The organism is Pseudomonas sp. Je.1.5.c (assembly GCF_051129895.1).
Classification (GTDB): Bacteria; Pseudomonadota; Gammaproteobacteria; order Pseudomonadales; family Pseudomonadaceae; genus Aquipseudomonas; species Aquipseudomonas urmiensis.
In genome coordinates this window covers 153,866-171,659 of the sequence record NZ_JBCPSP010000005.1, presented here as the reverse complement: position 1 = coordinate 171,659, position 17,794 = coordinate 153,866, and the positions used below count along the sequence as shown (strand labels likewise).

Genomic DNA, 17,794 nt, shown 5'->3' with positions numbered 1-17,794 from the left:
TCGCCGACCCTGCCCTCCCCGGTCATCTGAGCAGTCTCTGTCCGCAACGCGTCCAGGCCTCACGCGTCTTTGTCCCATGCGGCGTCGAATCAGGAGAACCCCCATGCCCCAAGCCAACGCCAAGCAACGTGTAGCCTGCTATCAGTTCGCCCCCAAAATCGCCGACCCAAGCTTCAACCTTGAGCAATCGCTCAAGGCAATGTCTGAAGCTGCCGAGCGGCAGGCGAAATTGCTGGTGTTGCCGGAGTTGGCCTTGAGCGGTAATGCGTTACGCGACCGGGAAGAAGCCTTCGTCTGTTCGATGTCACGCGACGGCACTCGCCTAAACGCACTGGCAGAGCAGGCACGAGCGCTTGATCTGATCGTGATAGTAGGATTCTGCGAACGCCTCGAAGCCGGCCATGTGGCCAATACCTCGGTGATGATTCAGCCAAACGGCCAGCGCACCTTCTACCGCAAAGCACACCTGTGGAACCGAGAAACGCTGATCTTCACCCCGGGCGACTGCGCCCCGCCCGTGGTTCAGACGAGCTCAGGACGGGTGGCGATGATGCTAAGTTACGATTTGCAGTTCCCCGAGTGGGTCCGCTTGGCTGCGCTCAGCGGCGCACAACTGCTGTGCGCGCCGGTCAACTGGCCGGCATCGCCACGTCCGGCGCTGCAGCGCCCTGTCGAAGTAACGCGGGTGCAAGCTAATGCAGCGGTCAATCATCTGTTCATCCTGGCCTGCGACCGCTGCGGCCATGAGCGCGGCATGGACTGGGTTGCAGGCTCCACCCTGGTCGGTGCCGACGGCTATCTGCTGGCCGGCGGGATCAGCCTGGATCGGCCCCAATTACTGGTGGCCGACATCAAATTGCGCACAGCCTCAGACAAGCGCATTCCACCCTACAACGACATCCTCGGCGACCGCCGCCCCCAGCTCTACGGCAAACTCTGCCAGGCCTAGTAGTCGATACGCACATCACCCTTGGGCACACTGCAGCACGACAGGATGTAACCCTCGGCTTCATCTTCCTCGGTGATGCCGCCGTTGTGCTCCATCTCCACGTCGCCACCGAGCTTGAGTACCTTGCAGGTGCCGCAGATGCCCATGCCACAAGCCTTGGGAATCATCAGCCCGACCTTGGCCGCTGCCGCATGCACGGTTTCGCCGGGGGCTACGCGAATGCTCTTATCGCTGCCGACGAACTCCACCAGGTTCAGATCCGACAGGTCCAGTTCCGGGGCGTCGGCGGCCTGTTCGGCATGCTCGACTGCGTCGGCCTTGGCTTCTGCTGGCGTCGCGCCGAACGATTCCTCGTGGTAGTTCTTCATGTCGAAACCAACCGCTTCGAGCATGCGCTTGACCGCCGTCATGTACGGTGTCGGCCCGCAGCAGAACACCGTGCGCTCCATGTAGTCGGGGGCGATCAGCTCCATCAGCCGCTGGTTCAGGTAACCGCGATAACCCGCCCACGGCTCGCCCAAACCATGCTTCTCGCAAATGATGTGCAGGCTGAAATTGGGAATGCGCGAAGCCATCTGCTCCAGCTCGCGGTGGTAGATGATGTCTTTCGGTGAGCGGGCGCTGTGCACGAAGACCATGTCGACATTGGCATTGGTGTCATAGAACCAGCGGGCCATCGACATCACCGGGGTGATGCCCACGCCACCGCTCAGGTACAGCACCTTGCCGGCCGGAAAATCAATCGCGTTGAACAGCCCCACCGGCCCGTGCACCGGCAGCTCGGCACCCTCGTGCATGGTGTCGTGCAGGTAGTTGGAAACATGCCCGCCCGGCACCCGCTTGACGGTGATCGAGAAACTGTACGGCACCGATGGGGAACTGGAGATGGTGTACGAACGCATCACCTGCTTGCCTTCGATCTCAAGCTCCAAGGTGACGAACTGACCCGGCTTGAAGAAGAACATGATCGGCTGGTCGGCCATGAAGCAGAAGGTGCGCACATCCCAGGTTTCCTGGATGACCTTGACGCAGCGCACGATGTGGCGGCCGTTGGCCCAGGTCTGGGTAGTGACCGGGTTGAGGAAGGTATCGGACATGGTGTTCTCCAGCGGCCGACTACCGGCCTTTTATGGCTCCGATAATGCTCAAGGCGCAGGCGGCGTACATTCCTGCCAGCGACATCGGCGTGCTTATCGCGACCAGCCCCGACCTACAAGGGTTTACGCGTCGGAATTCGAATCGGCCATGTCGCCCATGGATACGGCTCAAGGCGTATCTGATCGCACACTCCACGGCAAATAGACCTGATGTTTTTGCAAGCAGCCTTGCGGCACCACAATAACGATTAGCCACCTTTCGCCGGCCCTTATCGGCCTTGAGGATAAAACGATGGACGTCACCGCAACCCTGAGCCTGGGCGATCCACTGGAAGCAGCACGCAAGGCCACCGCCGAGATGCTGCAGACCCGCGAGCGTACCTACTCGCTGCCCCAGCCGTTCTACACCGACGAGCGTCTGTTCCAGATCGACATGCAGGAGATCTTCCACAAGGAGTGGCTGATCGCCGGCATGACCTGCGAGATCCCGACCAAGGGTAACTTCCTCACCCTGCAGATCGGCAAGAACCCGGTCATCGTGATCCGCGGCGCCGAAGGCAAGGTGCATGCCTTCCACAACGTCTGCCGCCATCGCGGCTCACGGCTGTGCACCAGCGACAAGGGCAAGGTGGCCAAGCTGGTCTGCCCGTACCACCAGTGGACCTACGAGCTCGACGGCCGCCTGCTGTTCGCCGGCACCGAGATGGGCGCCGATTTCGACATGAAGCAGTACGGCCTCAAGCCGATCAACGTCAAGACCGCAGGCGGCTACATCTTCATCAGCCTGGCCGAGAACCCTCCGGCTATCGACGAGTTCCTCGAAACCCTCGAGCACTACATGGAACCGTACGACATGGAGAACACCAAGGTGGCGGTGCAAACCACCTTGATGGAAAAGGCCAACTGGAAGCTGGTGCTGGAAAACAACCGCGAGTGCTACCACTGCAACGGCTCGCATCCAGAGTTGCTGAAAACCCTGCTGGAGTGGGACGACACCGAGGACCCCCGCGCCGACCAGGCCTTCAAGGACCACGTCGCCGCCTCGGCCGCTGCCTGGGAAGCCGAGAAGATTCCCTACCTGCACAAAAGCCACGGCCTGCGTAACCGCATCGTGCGCATGCCGCTGCTCAAGGGCACTGTGTCGATGACCATGGACGGCAAGCAGGCCTGCCAGAAGCTGATGGGCCGGATCAAGAACCCCGACCTCGGCTCGATGCGCATCCTGCACCTGCCGCACTCGTGGAACCACTGCATGGGTGATCACATCATCGTCTTCACCGTATGGCCGATCAACGCGCAGGAAACCATGGTCACCACCAAGTGGTTGGTGCACAAGGATGCGGTGGAGGGGGTGGATTACAACCCCGATGACATGCGCAGGGTGTGGGATGCCACCAACGATCAGGATCGGCGCTTGGCGGAGGAGAATCAGCGGGGGATCAACTCTACCGCGTATCAGCCGGGGCCTTATTCGAAGACTTACGAGTTTGGCGTGGTGAACTTTATCGACTGGTATAGCCAGCGGGTACTGGAGAATTTGGGGGCGGAGCCGGCGCCTTATCTCAAGGAACTTAAGGCCTAAAACGACAGCGCCCCTTTTTTGAAACAGGGGCGCTTTCGGTTAACTAATAGACTTTTACACAATCCATTGTATTGGCAACCAAAAGCGCTGCACAGAGCGACTTATGAATTATCTGTGCGTATCGAAGCATGTTGCTCCGCCACGCTGTTCGCTACCTGTTCCTCCGGTATGCGGTTCAGTACATGTTCCTCCGCTATGCGGTCCGGTACAGGTGAAGGGGGAGAGGGAGATGAATATAAAGATGAGACCGTCCTAGTTCCTCTGCCCCTTCTACTTTCTCTACCTCCTGAAGTGGAAACCCCAGCGCCTGGAAATACCTGGCTCCCATTCGCCGCGGGGCTTCGCCGCACACTCGTGTAAGGTAGCCCACTTTCGACGCGTCTATCAGGTACATTGCGACGCAAGTCCCAAGCACCTAGCCCTACCCCCAGGATTTGTAAACTATTTCCAAGATTCTGCAAGGTGTTTCCTTCAATAGGCAACCCAGCTCGCTCCAGGCCTCGACCTAGCAAATACGTTCCGGAGCCTAATCCGACTGCCCCTAACGAAAGAACGGACATTCTAGTATACGCAGCATCACGCTGCCGGCTTACTCGCCCCGCATCTATTACCCCCGCTAAACCAGCAAAAGCAAGCGCATCCCCAGTACCCTCAGAGAATGAATATGATGCAGTAAGAATCTTGAAAATATCAAAATTCCCGCTTGGGTCATGCCTATTAACTGGATCTCCCTTACAGTAGGCATACGCATTTATCCCACCTTCGGCAAAAGGACTTAATCGATCCGCAGAATGAAAACGCATGATCACAGGATTATAAGGTCGGTGACCGTTGCCGAGTAGATACCACCCGACTTCACGCTCACACAGCTGCCCGGTAAAACCCAGTGAAGGTGCGGTATCTTGCGCAGGTCGATAGCCGTATGGGGTGTAAGCACTCCTGTAGTGGCCGGCCCCGACCGCCATAAGTGGACTTAACAGACGATCTGTCGCTAGCAGCTGCTGGGTGGCCATTCTGGAATCTCCAGGTTCGGAGTCTTGCCAGTAGGCTATCAGTGCAACGCATTCAGCGAACCTGACAAAAATGCCAGGTCGATGCAGTGGTAGGAGTGCGCGGCTCTATAAAAACCCATCAAGTTCAGCGCCAAGGCACTGGTTAAAAAGCAGACAAAACCCTGTAGCCCTTGAACGGCAATGGACGCAGCGGTAACCCAACACCTTATCCACAGAGCAACCAACAGAGTTTGTAGGCAACTATTGCCGCGACTAAACGGTGCTGTGGATAACAGGTGTGGGATGCCACCAACGATCAGGATCGGCGCTTGGCGGAGGAGGATCAGCGGGGGATCAACTCTACCGCGTATCAGCCGGGGCCTTATTCGAAGACTTACGAGTTTGGCGTGGTGAACTTTATCGACTGGTATAGCCAGCGGGTACTGGAGAATTTGGGGGCGGAGCCGGCTGCCTATTTGAAAGAGGTTACAGCACAGTAATTACAACGAATTGAGGATATCGCCAGCTTTTCCCAACGTACGATCAAAATTAACACTGCATTTACAAACCAAGGTCAGTCTACGTACGCGTATCTCCCATCAAAGTATTTTCCTCATCCCGAAGATCCTGAGCTGCCCTTAGCATGACAATTTCACCTCTTAACTTAGCAATCGTTTCTACTGATTGATAGAAGCCAATGCACGCCCGCCCGACAAGACACAACTACCAAGGCAGCAGCGTGTTTGAAATCGAGAAACGCCCCAACTAAATCTTTCTCATATTTTCTTGGCTTCTTGTCAAATTCATGAACATTTCCAAGCAGGCACCAACCCATCTCAGGCTCGATCAGTCGACCACCAGTAAAACCTAGAGCAGGTGCACCTGCTTGCGTTACTCGGTAACCGTAGGGGGTGTAGGCACTCCGCAACTTGCCGCCTGTACCCAGCAGCGAGAGCGGGGTTTGGAGTTGGTCTGTTGCCAGAATGTTCAGTGTCGACATACCACCCTCCTAATCGTGTAGACCCCTGTCCCGACAATGCTCAAACTTCAGTTTCCGCATTTGAAAGGGATGCGTCGCCACGGATTGCTGTATTAACCTGAGCCGCGCTATGAGTCGAGTCAACACCAGATGAACTATTAGACTGTCGGATAACAGCTTCAGGAACAGTCTGTTGCGCGGCAGGCCTGCCATCCCTTCCAAATGCAGAAAGCGGCAACCCCGTATTCGGGCCCATGGGGGTCAAATTTTGTGCAATGCTCCAAGCCTCAGAGGAGTCCCCACTCAATTTTCGACTTTGATAGCTGGTGGCTTCTGAAACAAGTACAGCGACGGAGTTGATAGCCGCTAAAGAAACCGGTTGATCGTCAATTCCCAGCCCAGTAGCCCCCATCGCAAGCGTAGTAAAGCTACTTAACCAAGATGCCCCTGCAGATATAAACTGAGTGGCAGTAAATTTTAGTGGCAAATCTTTAGCTGCTATACCGCGGCTTCTGGCCTTGCTGATTTGCATATTGCTTCTGATCATCCGATACAGTGTCTTCGTATCCTCCCCTACGCGCCCCCCTGCAAGCATGCCCACACCTGCAGTTACATCTCTCCACATTATCTGATCAATAATGCTCTCTCCACTACGATCATGAAAATTAATAGGGTCTCCATGGCAATATGCGTAAGCGTTAAATCCACCTGCTCCAAACGGACTTAACCGATCCGCAGAATGAAAACGCATCAGCACTGGATTGTAGGCTCGGTGACCGTTGCCAAGCAGATACCACCCTAATGCACGCTCAGGCAGTTGCCCGGTAAACCCCAAGGAAGGAGCGGTATCTTGCGCAGGTCGATAGCCGTATGGGGTGTAAGCAGCCCTGGAACGGCCGCTTGCACCAAGAGCCATAAGCGGGCTTAAAAGGCGATCTGTCGCTAGCAGCTGCTGGGTGGCCATTCTGGAATCTCCAGGTTCGGAATCTTGCCAGCAGGCTATCAGTGCAATGTAGTTGGCGAACCTATCAAAAATGCCAGGTCGATGGACCGGGCCGAAGTGGGGGTGCTATCAAAAAGCGCCCAGTTCAACAGTGAAGGTGCTGGTTAAAAAACAGACAAAAGCCTCTAGCCCATGAACGGCAATGGCTCCAGCGCTAACCCAACACCTTATCCACAGAGCAACCAACAGAGTTTGTAGACAACTGTTGCCACGACCAAACGGTGCTGTGGATAACAGGGATAAGCACCTATTTCCTATTGGTATCCAGCCCATTAGAGAGTGGTTGATCAATTAATGAGCAATCACGCGCGCACGTTGACACCCGGGGGCTGTAGGGATCATCGAACAGTTTATCCACAAGAGCGCTAACAGTGTTTGTGGGTAATTTCAGGCGAACGCAGTTGAGCGCGAAAAACTAGGGGGGTAACTGGGGCTGCTTTGCAGCCTGCGATGGGCCGCACAGCGGACCCATTGGCCCTAAGTGACAGGCCTTATTTGATCATTTTTTACTCAATCTCCTGAAGGCCCCGTGATCTGAGGGTTTGAGCAATGCGCAAACACTTTATCCACAGAGGGGCCAACAGTCTTTGTGCACAACCCTTCAGCGTAAGACCCCCTCCTCCACCAGCAGCTTGAGAATAGCCTCGGCCCCTTCCTGTGGAGAAACATCCTTGAGCACCTTGCCGCCGCCGCCACTGGCCTTGGCTGTGGCGGCCTTCATGCGGTCTGCACCGCTCTTGGCCTTGATCACCTTGAGCCGCTTGGGCCGAGGTCTAGCGGGCTGCAGCTCGGCACCGGTTAGCAGCTCATCCTCGACCACCGCCACGTTCCGCGCAGCCAACACACCCCGCCGCGCCGGGCCAAAAGCACTCTGTCGCGGATTTGGCGCAGCGTTATCCACAGTCGCCAGCAACGGCAGGCGTACTTTCAAACGACGCCGCTGGCCCCGCGGCAGGGCTTGCAGTACCTGGGCGGTGCCATTGTCGATCGACTCTACTTCTGCCAGCCCCACGATCAGCGGCCAACCGAGCTTCTCCGCCAACAAGAACGGCAACATCCCCGAACCTTCGCCGGTTTCCGCCTGGCTGCCGGTGAGCACTAACTGGGCGCCAGCATCACGCAGGTAATCCCCGAGCACGCCCAGCACATCGGCCCCAGCGGGCTGCTCCAGCACATCCAGATGGTCCAATCCCATACCCAGATAGGCACGCAGTGCCTCTTCCCGAGGGTCGCCGGCATGCACGACCTGCAAGTTATCCCCAGCCAGTTGCAAACCCAGCTCCACGGCCCGCGCGTCCTGTTCGGCGCGGCGGGTGCGGCCGGAGCTTGGGTGGGCGCCGATGGAGACCAGGCTGATGACTTTCGTACTCATGCTCATGCCCTTATGCCGCGTCGCGCTGGCCGGCGCTGCGGAAGTTGTCCACAGCCTCGATCAGTGCCTGAAGAATCGCCGCGCTGTCGCCAATTACCGACAGGTCAGCCCGTTTGATCATGTCACAGCCGGGGTCCATGTTGATCGCCACCACCTTGTCGCAGGCGCCGATGCCCTGCAGGTGCTGGATTGCGCCAGAGATACCCACAGCCACGTAGACCCGCGCAGTAACCCAGGTACCGGTAGCGCCGACCTGACGGTTACGCGGCATGAAGCCGTCGTCCACCGCCACCCGCGAGGCGCCTTCGGTGGCGCCGAGGGCGGCAGTGGCCCTGTGGAAAAGCGCCCAATCCTTGACGCCGTTGCCGCCAGAGACGATGAACTCGGATTCGGCCATGGCGATCGCAGCAGGGTCGACCGCCACCGGGCCTAAGTCTTCAATCCGCGACAGGCTGCGCGCAACGCTTGTGGACAACTCGACCGGCAACGCTTCGTGACGGGTCTCGTTAACCGGTTCGGCGCATTCGGCACCAGCCAGGATCAAGCGGGCGATGCCGCGCTGCAGGTCCTGCTGGCCGGAGCCGGCGCGGCCGATGCATTGGCCATCCTTGACTTGCCAAACCCGCGTCGCCGGGCGCTCGCCCAGGGCCGCGCCGAGGCGCCGACCCAGTTCGCCGCCACCGGTACGGCTGTCGGGCAGCAGCCAATGGCGCGGGGTGAACTGGTTATCCACAGCGCGCAGGCCTTGCACCAGTTGCTCCGGGGCATAGCCCTGGAACGCTTCACCGTCGATGACCAGCAGACGATCAACCCCGGCTGTGGAAAAGTTGTTTTCCTTGTGTTCGCCAAAGACGATGGCCAGCACCGCCCCCTCGCTGCCCGCCAGGCTGTGGGCCAGGCCCAGCAAGTCGCGGTCGTGGCTGCCGAGGCGACCACCGACCATGTCCGGCACTACGGCGATGTAGAAGGCAGGGTCGGCCACCTGATGCAGCGGCAGCTGCACTTCGGCTGCCGCGCTGCGCCGCCCGCCGACACCTGTGCCCTGCTGGGCACCGCTGCGGTCGAGGCGCTTGAGGCCGCTGGGGCCGATGAACCCTGCGGCAATCGCGTGCGGGTTCTTGCGCAGGATGCCGTTAGGCCCCATCCAGCTGGTCGGTTGCGTCTGCATCGCCGCATGCAGCGGGTGCAGGCGGTTGCGGGCGATCCACTCAGCGCGTGGGTCGCGGCGGATGATGTCGCTCATCAGTGCACCTCCGCAGGTTCACGTTTGGCTACTGGGGGCTTTGCGGCGGGGGCGTCGTCTTCGATCAGCACGTCAGCCACCAATTCGGCGAGATCCTTGATTTGTGGGCGCGGCTCGACCACGCCTTCGAGCATTGCCGTGCACTGTGGACAACCCACGGCCACCAGCTGCGCCTCGGTCTCGCGGATATCGTCCATGCGCATGTCTGGGATCCGTTGCTTGCCCGGAATGTCAGTGATCGGCGCGCCGCCGCCACCGCCACAGCAGCGTGAACGGAAGCCCGAGCGTTGCATCTCGCGCACCTCGATGCCGAGCGCCTTGAGCACTGCGCGGGGTGCTTCGTACTCGCCATTGTAGCGGCCCAGGTAGCACGGGTCGTGATAGGTCACGCTGCCGCTTTTGTGCTGACCGAGGTTGAGTTTGTTGGCGGCAATCAACTCGGCGATATAGGTGCTGTGGTGCTGCACCTGGTAGTCACCACCAAGGGCGCCGTACTCGTTTTTCAGCACATGGAAGCTGTGCGGGTCGCAGGTGACGATGCGCTGGAAGCGGTACTTGGCAAGCGTCTGGATATTGCGCTTGGCCAGCAGCTGGAAGGTTGCTTCATCGCCCAGACGGCGGGCCACATCGCCACTGTCGCGCTCTTCCAGGCCGAGCACGGCAAAGTCCACACCGGAGGCCTTGAGTACTTTGACGAAGGCGCGCAGGGTGCGTTGATTGCGCATGTCGAAGGCGCCATCACCGACCCAGAACAGCACGTCGGTGCTCTGCACATCCGCCAGCAATTGCATGTTCAGGTCGGCGGCCCAGTTCATCCGCCCGCCTGGGTTGAAGCCGCCAGGGTTGTCGGTGGCGATCAGGTTGTCGAGCACCTCGGCGCCTTTGTTCGGGGTCGCGCCCTTCTCCAGGGTCAGGTGACGACGCATGTCGACGATGGCATCGACGTGCTCGATCATCATCGGGCACTCCTCGACGCAGGCACGGCAGGTGGTGCACGACCACAGGGTTTCGGCGTCGACCAGGCCATTGACGATCGGCTGGTGCGGATGGCCGCCATGCTCGCCAATGGGCTTGCCTGGATACGGGCTGCCCGCGAACGTGGCATCGGTGCCACCGGCCAGGCCAATGACCATATCCTGGATGAGTTTTTTCGGGTTCAGCGGCTGGCCTGCGGCAAACGCCGGGCACATGGCCTCACACTTACCGCACTGCACGCAAGCGTCGAAACCGAGCAGTTGGTTCCAGGTGAAATCGACTGGTTTTTCGACCCCCAGCGGTGCGTTGGGGTCTTCCAGATCGAGCGGCTTCAGGCCAGTGGAACGGCCACCGCCGAAGCGCTCGGCGCGCCGGTGCCAGGCCAGGTGCAGGGCGCCAGCGAAGGCGTGCTTCATCGGCCCGCCCCAGGTCATGCCGAAGAACAGCTCCGACACACCCCACAGCACACCCAGGCCAAGCACGCCGACCATCACCCAACCACCGGTGCCGGCAGGCAGGATGCCGGCAACCGGCAAGGTGGCGATGAAGAAGCTGGCGGCGAACACCAGCAGGCTCTTGGGCAAGCGCATCCACGGGCCCGTGGACAGGCGCGCAGGTGGATTGAGGCGACGTTTGAAGACGAAGATGGCGCCAGTGAACATGATCACCGTGGCCACCAGCAACCCGTAGCCGAGGATCTTGCTCTGCAGGCCAAAGCCGTGCACCAGGATCGCCAAAGCGGCCGACAGGACAAAGCCGCCGGCCGTGGCCACGTGGGTCTTGGACATGTACTTGTCGCGCTCGACCACGTGGTGCAAATCGACCAGATAACGGCGCGGCATGGCCAGCAACCCGCCGAGCAGGTTGACCTTGGACGGTCGCCCGCGGCGCCACATGCGCACCCGGCGCACGGCGCCGAGCACTGCCAGCGCAAGGGCAGCGAACAGCAGGATGGGTAGAAGGGTGTTCAACATGGGAGGCTCCCACGCCGTCGCCCCAGAGGCGAGGCGCATCACCGGACGATCAAAAGTCCTTGCACAGGCGCAAGGCGTCGTAGATCGCCGCATGCACGTTGCGTTGGGCCACGCAGTCGCCGATGCGGTACAGCAAGTAGCCTTCGCCCGGCTGGCTGAGGATCGGCTGCGGCTTGATGGCAAACAGCGCCTCCACGTCGATCTGGCCCTTGTTGCGCGAGTCTTCCTTGAGCGCGTAGTACAGCGCCTCGTCAGGCCGCACGCCGTTTTCGATCACCACCTGGTCGACCACCCGCTCCTCTTTGGCGCCGGTGTACTCGTTCTCCAGCACTGCCACCAGCTTGTCGCCCTCGCGGTAGACCTTGTCCAGCATCAGGTCGCCGGTCATGATCACTTCCTTGGGGTACATGCTGCGGTAGTAGGTCGGGAAGCTGGTGCCGCCAATGGCCACGCCCGGCTTGATGTCGTCGGTGACGATCTCGACCTGAGAACCTTTGTCTGCCAGGAAGTCCGCTGTCGACATACCGGTGAATTCGCAGATGGTGTCGTACACCAGCACGTTCTTGCCCGGCGCAACCTTGCCGTCGAGCACGTCCCAACTGCTCACCACCAGCCCTTCGGCAGCGCCCCAGTGCTCGTTCTGCTCGACGAACGGATGACCGCCCACCGCCAGCACGATCACATCCGGACGCAGGTCCTGGATAGCCGCCACGTCTGCTGCCGTGCTCAAGCGCAGGTCGATCTTCAAGCGGGCGAACTCCAGCTGATACCAGCGGGTGATACCGGCAATCTGATCGCGCTGCGGAGCCTTGGCGGCAATGGTGATCTGCCCGCCGATCTGTTCTTTCTTCTCGAACACGGTGACGTCATGTCCACGCTCGGCGGCCACCCGGGCGGCCTCCATACCCGCAGGACCGGCGCCAACCACCACCACCTTGCGTTTAGGTCCGGTGGATTTTTCGATAATGTGCGGCACGCCCATGTATTCACGGGAGGTCGCGGCGTTCTGGATGCACAGCACATCCAGGCCTTGGTACTGACGGTCGATGCAGTAGTTGGCACCGACGCACTGCTTGATCTGGTCGACCTGACCCATCTTGATCTTGGCGATCAGGTGCGGGTCGGCGATGTGCGCACGGGTCATGCCGACCATGTCGACATAGCCGCCTTCGAGGATGCGCGTGGCTTGGTTCGGATCCTTGATGTTCTGCGCGTGCAGTACCGGGACCTTGACCACCTCTTTGATGCCAGCCGCCAGGTGCAGGAACGGCTCCGGCGGATAGCTCATGTTGGGGATGACGTTGGCCAGGGTGTTGTGGGTGTCGCAGCCCGAACCGATCACGCCGAAGAAGTCGAGCATGCCGGTGGCGTCGTAATACGCGGCGATCTGCTTCATGTCCTCGTGGCTGAGGCCATCGGGGTGGAACTCGTCACCGCAGATACGCATCCCCACGCAGAAGTCGTCACCAACCTCGGCGCGCACCGCCTTGAGCACTTCCAGGCCAAATTTCATCCGGCCTTCGAAGCTGCCGCCCCATTCGTCGGTACGCTTGTTGACCCGTGGGCTCCAGAACTGGTCGATCATGTGCTGGTGCACGGCCGACAGCTCAACGCCATCCAGGCCGCCTTCTTTGGCACGACGCGCAGCTTGCGCGTAGTTGCCGATCACCCGCCAGATCTCTTCCGGTTCGATGGTCTTGCAGGTGGCGCGGTGCACCGGTTCACGGATGCCCGACGGCGACATCAGGGTCGGCCAGTTGAAGCCATCCCAGCGCGAGCGGCGGCCCATGTGGGTAATCTGGATCATGATCTTGGCGCCATGCTTGTGCATGGCGTCGGCCAGGTTCTGGAAGTGCGGAATAATGCGGTCGGTCGACAGGTTGACCGATGACCACCATTCTTGCGGGCTGTCGATGGCCACCACCGACGAGCCGCCGCAGATGGCCAGGCCGATGCCGCCCTTGGCCTTCTCTTCGTAGTATTTGACGTAGCGGTCGGTGGTCATGCCGCCATCAGTGGCATACACCTCGGCGTGCGCGGTGCTCAGCACACGGTTGCGGATGGTCAGTTTGCCGATCTGGATCGGCTGGAACATTGCTTCGAAGGCCATGACGCTCTCTCCGGCTTACAACGGTCTTGTAACGAACAGGCCATCTTCGTGGCCCTCTTCCGAACCGCCATAGACCTGCTCGGCCACAGTGCGGATCGAGCTGCCGCGGGCAGCGAGAATCTGGTCCATGGCGCCGGCAAACCAGCCAGTGAACATGTAGTCGACCTTGCGCCCGACCTTGCCGTACACGTAGACGAACGCCGAGTGCTTGAGCTTGACGCTGCAGGTGCCCTTGTCCAGGTCGATGTCCTGGATCTCGAACAGGCCCCAGCCGCGTTGCGACAGACGCTTCATGTAGTGCTCGAACACCGCCACACCTTCCAGGCCATGGCATTCGGCTTCCTTTTCACACCAGTGCCAGGCCGACTTGTAGCCCGCCTTGTAGAGGATCTCGGCGTAGGCGTCGGCGCCCAGCACTTCCTCGATGCCCATATGGTTGTTGACGAAGAAATGCCGTGGCACGTACAGCATCGGCAGGGCGTCGCTGGTCCAGACACCGGTCTCGCTGTCGACTTCGATAGGCAATTGCGGGGCGATCTTAGCCATGGAAACTTAACTCCATAAAAAATGTTCGATTCGATCAAAAGCCGCGTTGGCTCATGCTTTTATAAACAGCCGCTGTGAGTGCTGTTGGGTCGCAGCGATCGGCGCGCGCAGTAGGCCCCAGCAGTGCTCACTCGCCCCAGACGTCCTTGAGGACACTGACCCAGTTCTCGCCCATGATCTTGCGCACCACGCGCTCGGGGTGGCCGCGCTTGAGCAAGGTCTCGGTGAGGTTGGGGAACTCGCCCACAGTGCGAATGCCCAGCGGGTTGATGATCTTGCCGAAGTTGGTCAGGCGACGGGCGTAGCCCTTGTCGTGGGTCAGGTACTCGAAGAAGTCCTGGCCGTGACCCTGGGTGAAGTCGGTGCCAATGCCGATGGCGTCTTCACCGACGATGTTCATGGTGTACTCGATGGCTTCGGCGTAGTCGTCGATGGTCGAATCGATGCCCTTGGCCAGGAACGGCGCAAACATGGTCACGCCAACGAAGCCGCCGTGGTCGGCGATGAACTTCAGTTCTTCATCAGACTTGTTGCGCGGGTGTTCTTTGAGGCCCGAAGGCAGGCAGTGCGAGTAGCAGACGGGCTTTTTCGATTCGAGGATGACCTCTTCAGAGGTCTTGGAACCGACGTGGGACAGGTCGCACATGATGCCGACACGGTTCATCTCAGCGACGATCTCGCGGCCAAAGCCCGACAGGCCGCCATCGCGCTCGTAGCAACCGGTGCCGACCAGGTTCTGGGTGTTGTAGCACATCTGCACGATGCCCACGCCCAGCTGCTTGAACACGTCGACGTAGGCGATCTGGTCTTCGAAGGCGTGAGCGTTCTGGAAGCCGAAGAGGATGCCGGTCTTGCCCAGCTCCTTGGCCTTGCGGATGTCGGCGGTGGTGCGCACCGGCATCACCAGGTCGCTGTTGTCACGAATCAGCTTCTGGCTGGAGGCGATGTTGTCGACGGTGGCCTTGAACCCCTCCCAAACCGACACCGTGCAGTTGGCGGCCGTCAGGCCGCCTTTGCGCATGTCTTCGAACAGCTCGCGGTTCCACTTGGCGATGATCAGGCCATCGATGACGATGCTGTCGGCGTGTAATTCGGCTGGGCTCATCAGGCTGTCCCCTTTTATTGACTTGGTCTGCGCCGAACGTTGTGTCGGCGCTTTGGGGCCAGCATATGCCTGCGCGACCGGGGAGCCGGATGCAAAAACGACAGGGGGTTTGCCGAAAGCGTCAATCCGCGACAAGTGCCCTGCGCCGCACCCTGCGGTGTTGAGAGCGACTCTCGATAAGGGCATTTTCTGAACTTGATGAACATTTCGTCAGAGAGCTATCGTCCGCAGCCGGGCTGAGCGAGAATCAGCCCCGATTGCTCAGCCGGGTGAGGAGAAAACCGATGAAATCAATGGCATGGCTGGTTCTGACGGCCGTTGCGCTAGGCGCCCACGCCGGCGAGGAAGAAAGCACACCTTGCGATAATGTCGACAGCGACCAGCAAGGTTATGCGTGTGCGGCCTATAACAAGCAGACCGCCGAGCGTGAACTGAAAGCGGCGTTCGACGATTTGATTCAGCGCATTCGCGACCAGTATCCAGATGAAGGCGAGAAGGTCGAGGCGTTGACGGCCCGTTTCCAGGCTGCCGAGACCCTGTGGACGCAAGTGCGTGATGCCGACTGCAAGGTCGAGACCTATGCCGAGAAACAGGGCACCAAGGCGTTCCAGGCGGCTTGGGATACCTGTGTGGCGCAGCGTAGCGATGATCGCTCGGAGTATCTGCAGTCTATTGGTCAGCAGTAGGCTGCGCTGACGCTATCGCGGGGCAAGCCCCACGTACTACCGACCCTGCGTGGGAGCGGGCTTGCCCCGCGATAGCGTCAGTGCAGACCACGGGTATCTCATGACACCGCACTGACCTGCCGATCCTCGCGCGGACAGCAGGCAAACCTGGCCCGATAACAGCGGGTGAAATACGACGCCGATTCAAACCCACAGGCAATGCTCACCTCCAGCACGCTCATGTCGGTCTGGCGTAACAACTGCCTGGCCTTGTCCAAGCGCAGGCGCAAGTAAAACCCGCTTGGGGTATCTTCCAGGTGCAGCTTGAACAGCCGCTCCAACTGGCGCCGGGTAATCTGCACCGCTTCGGCCAGCACCTGGGTATTGAGCGGCTGCTCGGTATTGCGCTCCATCTCGCCAATCACCTTGACCAGCTTCTTGTTGCTGATCCCATAGCGTGAGGCGATCTGCATGCGCTGGTGATCCTGGCGCGGGCGAATCCGCCCAAGCACGAACTGCTCGGACACCTGCACCGCCAATTCACTGCCATGGGCCTGGGCGATCAGGTCGAGCATCAGGTCAATCGAGGCGGTGCCGCCGGCACAGGTAATCCGCCGCCTATCTATTTCGAACAGCTCCTGCGTCGCCTGCAAACGCGGATAGCGTTCCTTGAACGCCTCCAACGCCTCCCAATGCAAGGTGGCTCGGTGGCCATCGAGCAAGCCCGCCTCCGCCAGCAGCATGGCCCCGGTATCGATCCCGCCCAGAATCACCCCGTCATGATCGAAGCGGCGCAAGCCTTGTTGCAGCCCAGGCCCAAAATGCGCCAAAGGGTCGAAGCCCGCCACCACCAGCAGCATCCTCCCCGGCGCCTCTTGCGCCAGCGCCGCATCGGCATTCACCGACATGCCATTGCTGGCCTGCACAGCTCCGCCGTCTAAGCTGAGCACGCGCCAGTGGTACAGCGGCCCACGAAAGCGATTGGCCACGCGCAGCGGTTCCACGGCGCTGATAAAGCCCATCGCCGAAAAGCCCGGCAGCAACAAAAAGTGGATGGTGTCCGGCATCGAATGCTCCACGACAAAAGGTGGTCGCTTGGGTGCAAGTGTTGGTCGCCAGGGTGCGAATTTCCACCCCGTACGCCGCGTAGCTTATTCACACGGCCCGCAGAGGCCGCCCACCATAACAATATGCACTGCCGATGGAGAGCCACCATGCACAGCTTGATCCGCCGCAGCCTGTTATCCCTCGCCCTCACCAGCACCTTGGCAAGCCCAGTATTCGCCGCGGAACCTGCGGTCTGTCAGAAGGTGCGCCTGGGCGTGGTCAACTGGACCGACGTCATCGCCACCAGCGCCATGGCCCAGGTGCTGCTCGATGGCCTGGGTTACCAGACCAAGCAGACCAGCGCCTCGCAGCAGATCATCTTTGCCGGTATCCGCGACAAGCGCCTGGACATGTTCCTCGGCTACTGGAACCCGATCATGAACCAGACCATCACCCCATTCGTCGAGGCCAAGCAGGTCAAGGTGCTGGCGGAGCCGAGCCTGAGCGATGCGCGGGCGACCCTCGCGGTGCCCAAGTACCTGGCTGACAAAGGCCTGAAGCGCTTTGCCGACATTCACAAGTTCGACAAAGAGCTGGGCGGCAAGATCTACGGCATCGAGCCAGGCTCGGGGGCCAATACCCAGATCAAGGCGATGATCGCCAAGAACCAGTTCAATCTCGGCAAGTTCCAGCTGGTCGAGTCCAGCGAAGCCGGCATGCTCGCTGCCGTCGACCGCGCTGTGCGGCGCAAGGAAGCGGTGGTGTTCTTCGGTTGGGCGCCGCACCCGATGAACGTCAACATCGACCTGGTCTACCTGGGTGACAGCCAGGATGCCCTGGGCCCGGACGAAGGCCGCGCCACGGTGTGGACGGTCACTGCGCCGGACTACGCCGAACGCTGCCCGAACGCCAGCCGGCTGCTGGCCAACCTGACCTTCAGCGCCGAGGACGAGAGCCGCATGATGCAGCCGCTGCTCGACCACAAGGACGCCCTGGAGTCGGCCCGCCAGTGGCTCAAAGACCACCCCGAAGACAAGGCGCGCTGGCTCGAAGGCGTGACCACCTTCGACGGCAAGCCTGCGGCGGACAACCTCAAGCTCACTGCCAACTGACCGTTCGCCATCGCGGGTCAAGCCCGCTCCCACGAGCGAACCC

The 17,794-nt window shown here is 60.3% G+C and carries 15 protein-coding genes and 1 pseudogene; 5 read left to right on the top strand and 11 right to left on the bottom strand.

Annotated features, from left to right (window positions below; genetic code table 11):
* The first annotated feature begins 103 nt into the window (after positions 1 to 103).
* Complete coding sequence (locus tag AAZU54_RS06760; RefSeq protein ID WP_434726886.1) at positions 104 to 949, top strand: nitrilase-related carbon-nitrogen hydrolase; 846 nt, start codon at positions 104 to 106, stop codon at positions 947 to 949.
* Here the strand turns inward: AAZU54_RS06760 and gbcB are convergent.
* Positions 946 to 2,046 (bottom strand): glycine-betaine demethylase subunit GbcB, encoded by a 1,101-nt coding sequence (gene gbcB / locus AAZU54_RS06755; RefSeq protein WP_186552766.1) that lies wholly within the window; start codon positions 2,044 to 2,046, stop codon positions 946 to 948. The genes AAZU54_RS06760 and gbcB overlap by 4 nt on opposite strands.
* A 292-nt stretch (positions 2,047 to 2,338) precedes the next feature.
* On the opposite strand from gbcB, the gene gbcA reads away from it, so the two are divergent.
* Positions 2,339 to 3,628 carry a glycine-betaine demethylase subunit GbcA gene (gbcA, locus tag AAZU54_RS06750; protein WP_186552767.1) on the top strand — a complete coding sequence of 430 codons (1,290 nt, stop codon included), beginning with the start codon at positions 2,339 to 2,341 and terminating at the stop codon, positions 3,626 to 3,628.
* A gap of 101 nt (positions 3,629 to 3,729) precedes the next feature.
* On the opposite strand, the gene AAZU54_RS06745 is transcribed toward gbcA, so the two are convergent.
* Positions 3,730 to 4,593, bottom strand: a complete 864-nt coding sequence (locus tag AAZU54_RS06745; protein WP_225915732.1) for an RHS repeat-associated core domain-containing protein — start codon at positions 4,591 to 4,593, stop codon at positions 3,730 to 3,732.
* A gap of 320 nt (positions 4,594 to 4,913) precedes the next feature.
* Here AAZU54_RS06745 and AAZU54_RS06740 point away from each other — a divergent pair.
* Positions 4,914 to 5,120: pseudogene (locus AAZU54_RS06740) on the top strand (SRPBCC family protein); the annotation flags it as partial.
* A gap of 164 nt (positions 5,121 to 5,284) precedes the next feature.
* On the opposite strand, the gene AAZU54_RS06735 reads toward AAZU54_RS06740, so the two are convergent.
* The 8 genes from AAZU54_RS06735 to AAZU54_RS06700 all read right to left on the bottom strand — a co-directional run bounded on the left by AAZU54_RS06735 (position 5,285) and on the right by AAZU54_RS06700 (position 14,927).
* Positions 5,285 to 5,620: a hypothetical protein gene (locus AAZU54_RS06735; RefSeq protein ID WP_186552769.1), complete on the bottom strand. Its 336-nt coding sequence runs from the start codon at positions 5,618 to 5,620 to the stop codon at positions 5,285 to 5,287.
* Between the two features lie 40 nt (positions 5,621 to 5,660).
* Positions 5,661 to 6,563 carry an RHS repeat-associated core domain-containing protein gene (locus AAZU54_RS06730; RefSeq protein ID WP_409456866.1) on the bottom strand — a complete coding sequence of 301 codons (903 nt, stop codon included), beginning with the start codon at positions 6,561 to 6,563 and terminating at the stop codon, positions 5,661 to 5,663.
* 640 nt (positions 6,564 to 7,203) lie between these two features.
* Positions 7,204 to 7,974, bottom strand: coding sequence for an electron transfer flavoprotein subunit beta (locus AAZU54_RS06725; protein ID WP_186552771.1), 771 nt, complete (start codon positions 7,972 to 7,974; stop codon positions 7,204 to 7,206).
* Between the two features lie 10 nt (positions 7,975 to 7,984).
* Positions 7,985 to 9,217, bottom strand: a complete 1,233-nt coding sequence (locus tag AAZU54_RS06720) for an electron transfer flavoprotein subunit alpha/FixB family protein (protein ID WP_186552772.1) — start codon at positions 9,215 to 9,217, stop codon at positions 7,985 to 7,987.
* Positions 9,217 to 11,166 carry a dimethylglycine demethylation protein DgcB gene (dgcB, locus tag AAZU54_RS06715; protein ID WP_434726885.1) on the bottom strand — a complete coding sequence of 650 codons (1,950 nt, stop codon included), beginning with the start codon at positions 11,164 to 11,166 and terminating at the stop codon, positions 9,217 to 9,219. Before dgcB ends, AAZU54_RS06720 begins: the two co-directional genes overlap by 1 nt.
* A 49-nt stretch (positions 11,167 to 11,215) precedes the next feature.
* Positions 11,216 to 13,276 (bottom strand): dimethylglycine demethylation protein DgcA, encoded by a 2,061-nt coding sequence (gene dgcA / locus AAZU54_RS06710; protein WP_434726884.1) that lies wholly within the window; start codon positions 13,274 to 13,276, stop codon positions 11,216 to 11,218.
* Positions 13,277 to 13,291: 15 nt separating this feature from the next.
* A complete protein-coding gene (locus tag AAZU54_RS06705; RefSeq protein ID WP_264235280.1) occupies positions 13,292 to 13,822 on the bottom strand; it encodes a DUF5943 domain-containing protein in 531 nt (176 codons plus the stop codon).
* A gap of 127 nt (positions 13,823 to 13,949) precedes the next feature.
* Complete coding sequence (locus AAZU54_RS06700) at positions 13,950 to 14,927, bottom strand: dipeptidase (RefSeq protein ID WP_186552776.1); 978 nt, start codon at positions 14,925 to 14,927, stop codon at positions 13,950 to 13,952.
* Positions 14,928 to 15,211: 284 nt separating this feature from the next.
* On the opposite strand from AAZU54_RS06700, the gene AAZU54_RS06695 reads away from it, so the two are divergent.
* Positions 15,212 to 15,613 carry a lysozyme inhibitor LprI family protein gene (locus AAZU54_RS06695; protein WP_186552777.1) on the top strand — a complete coding sequence of 134 codons (402 nt, stop codon included), beginning with the start codon at positions 15,212 to 15,214 and terminating at the stop codon, positions 15,611 to 15,613.
* A gap of 98 nt (positions 15,614 to 15,711) precedes the next feature.
* On the opposite strand, the gene AAZU54_RS06690 is transcribed toward AAZU54_RS06695, so the two are convergent.
* Positions 15,712 to 16,659 (bottom strand): GlxA family transcriptional regulator, encoded by a 948-nt coding sequence (locus tag AAZU54_RS06690; protein WP_186552778.1) that lies wholly within the window; start codon positions 16,657 to 16,659, stop codon positions 15,712 to 15,714.
* Positions 16,660 to 16,806: 147 nt separating this feature from the next.
* On the opposite strand from AAZU54_RS06690, the gene choX reads away from it, so the two are divergent.
* Entirely contained in the window at positions 16,807 to 17,751 is a 945-nt protein-coding gene (choX, locus tag AAZU54_RS06685) for a choline ABC transporter substrate-binding protein (RefSeq protein ID WP_186552779.1), read from the top strand.
* Positions 17,752 to 17,794: the final 43 nt, after the last annotated feature.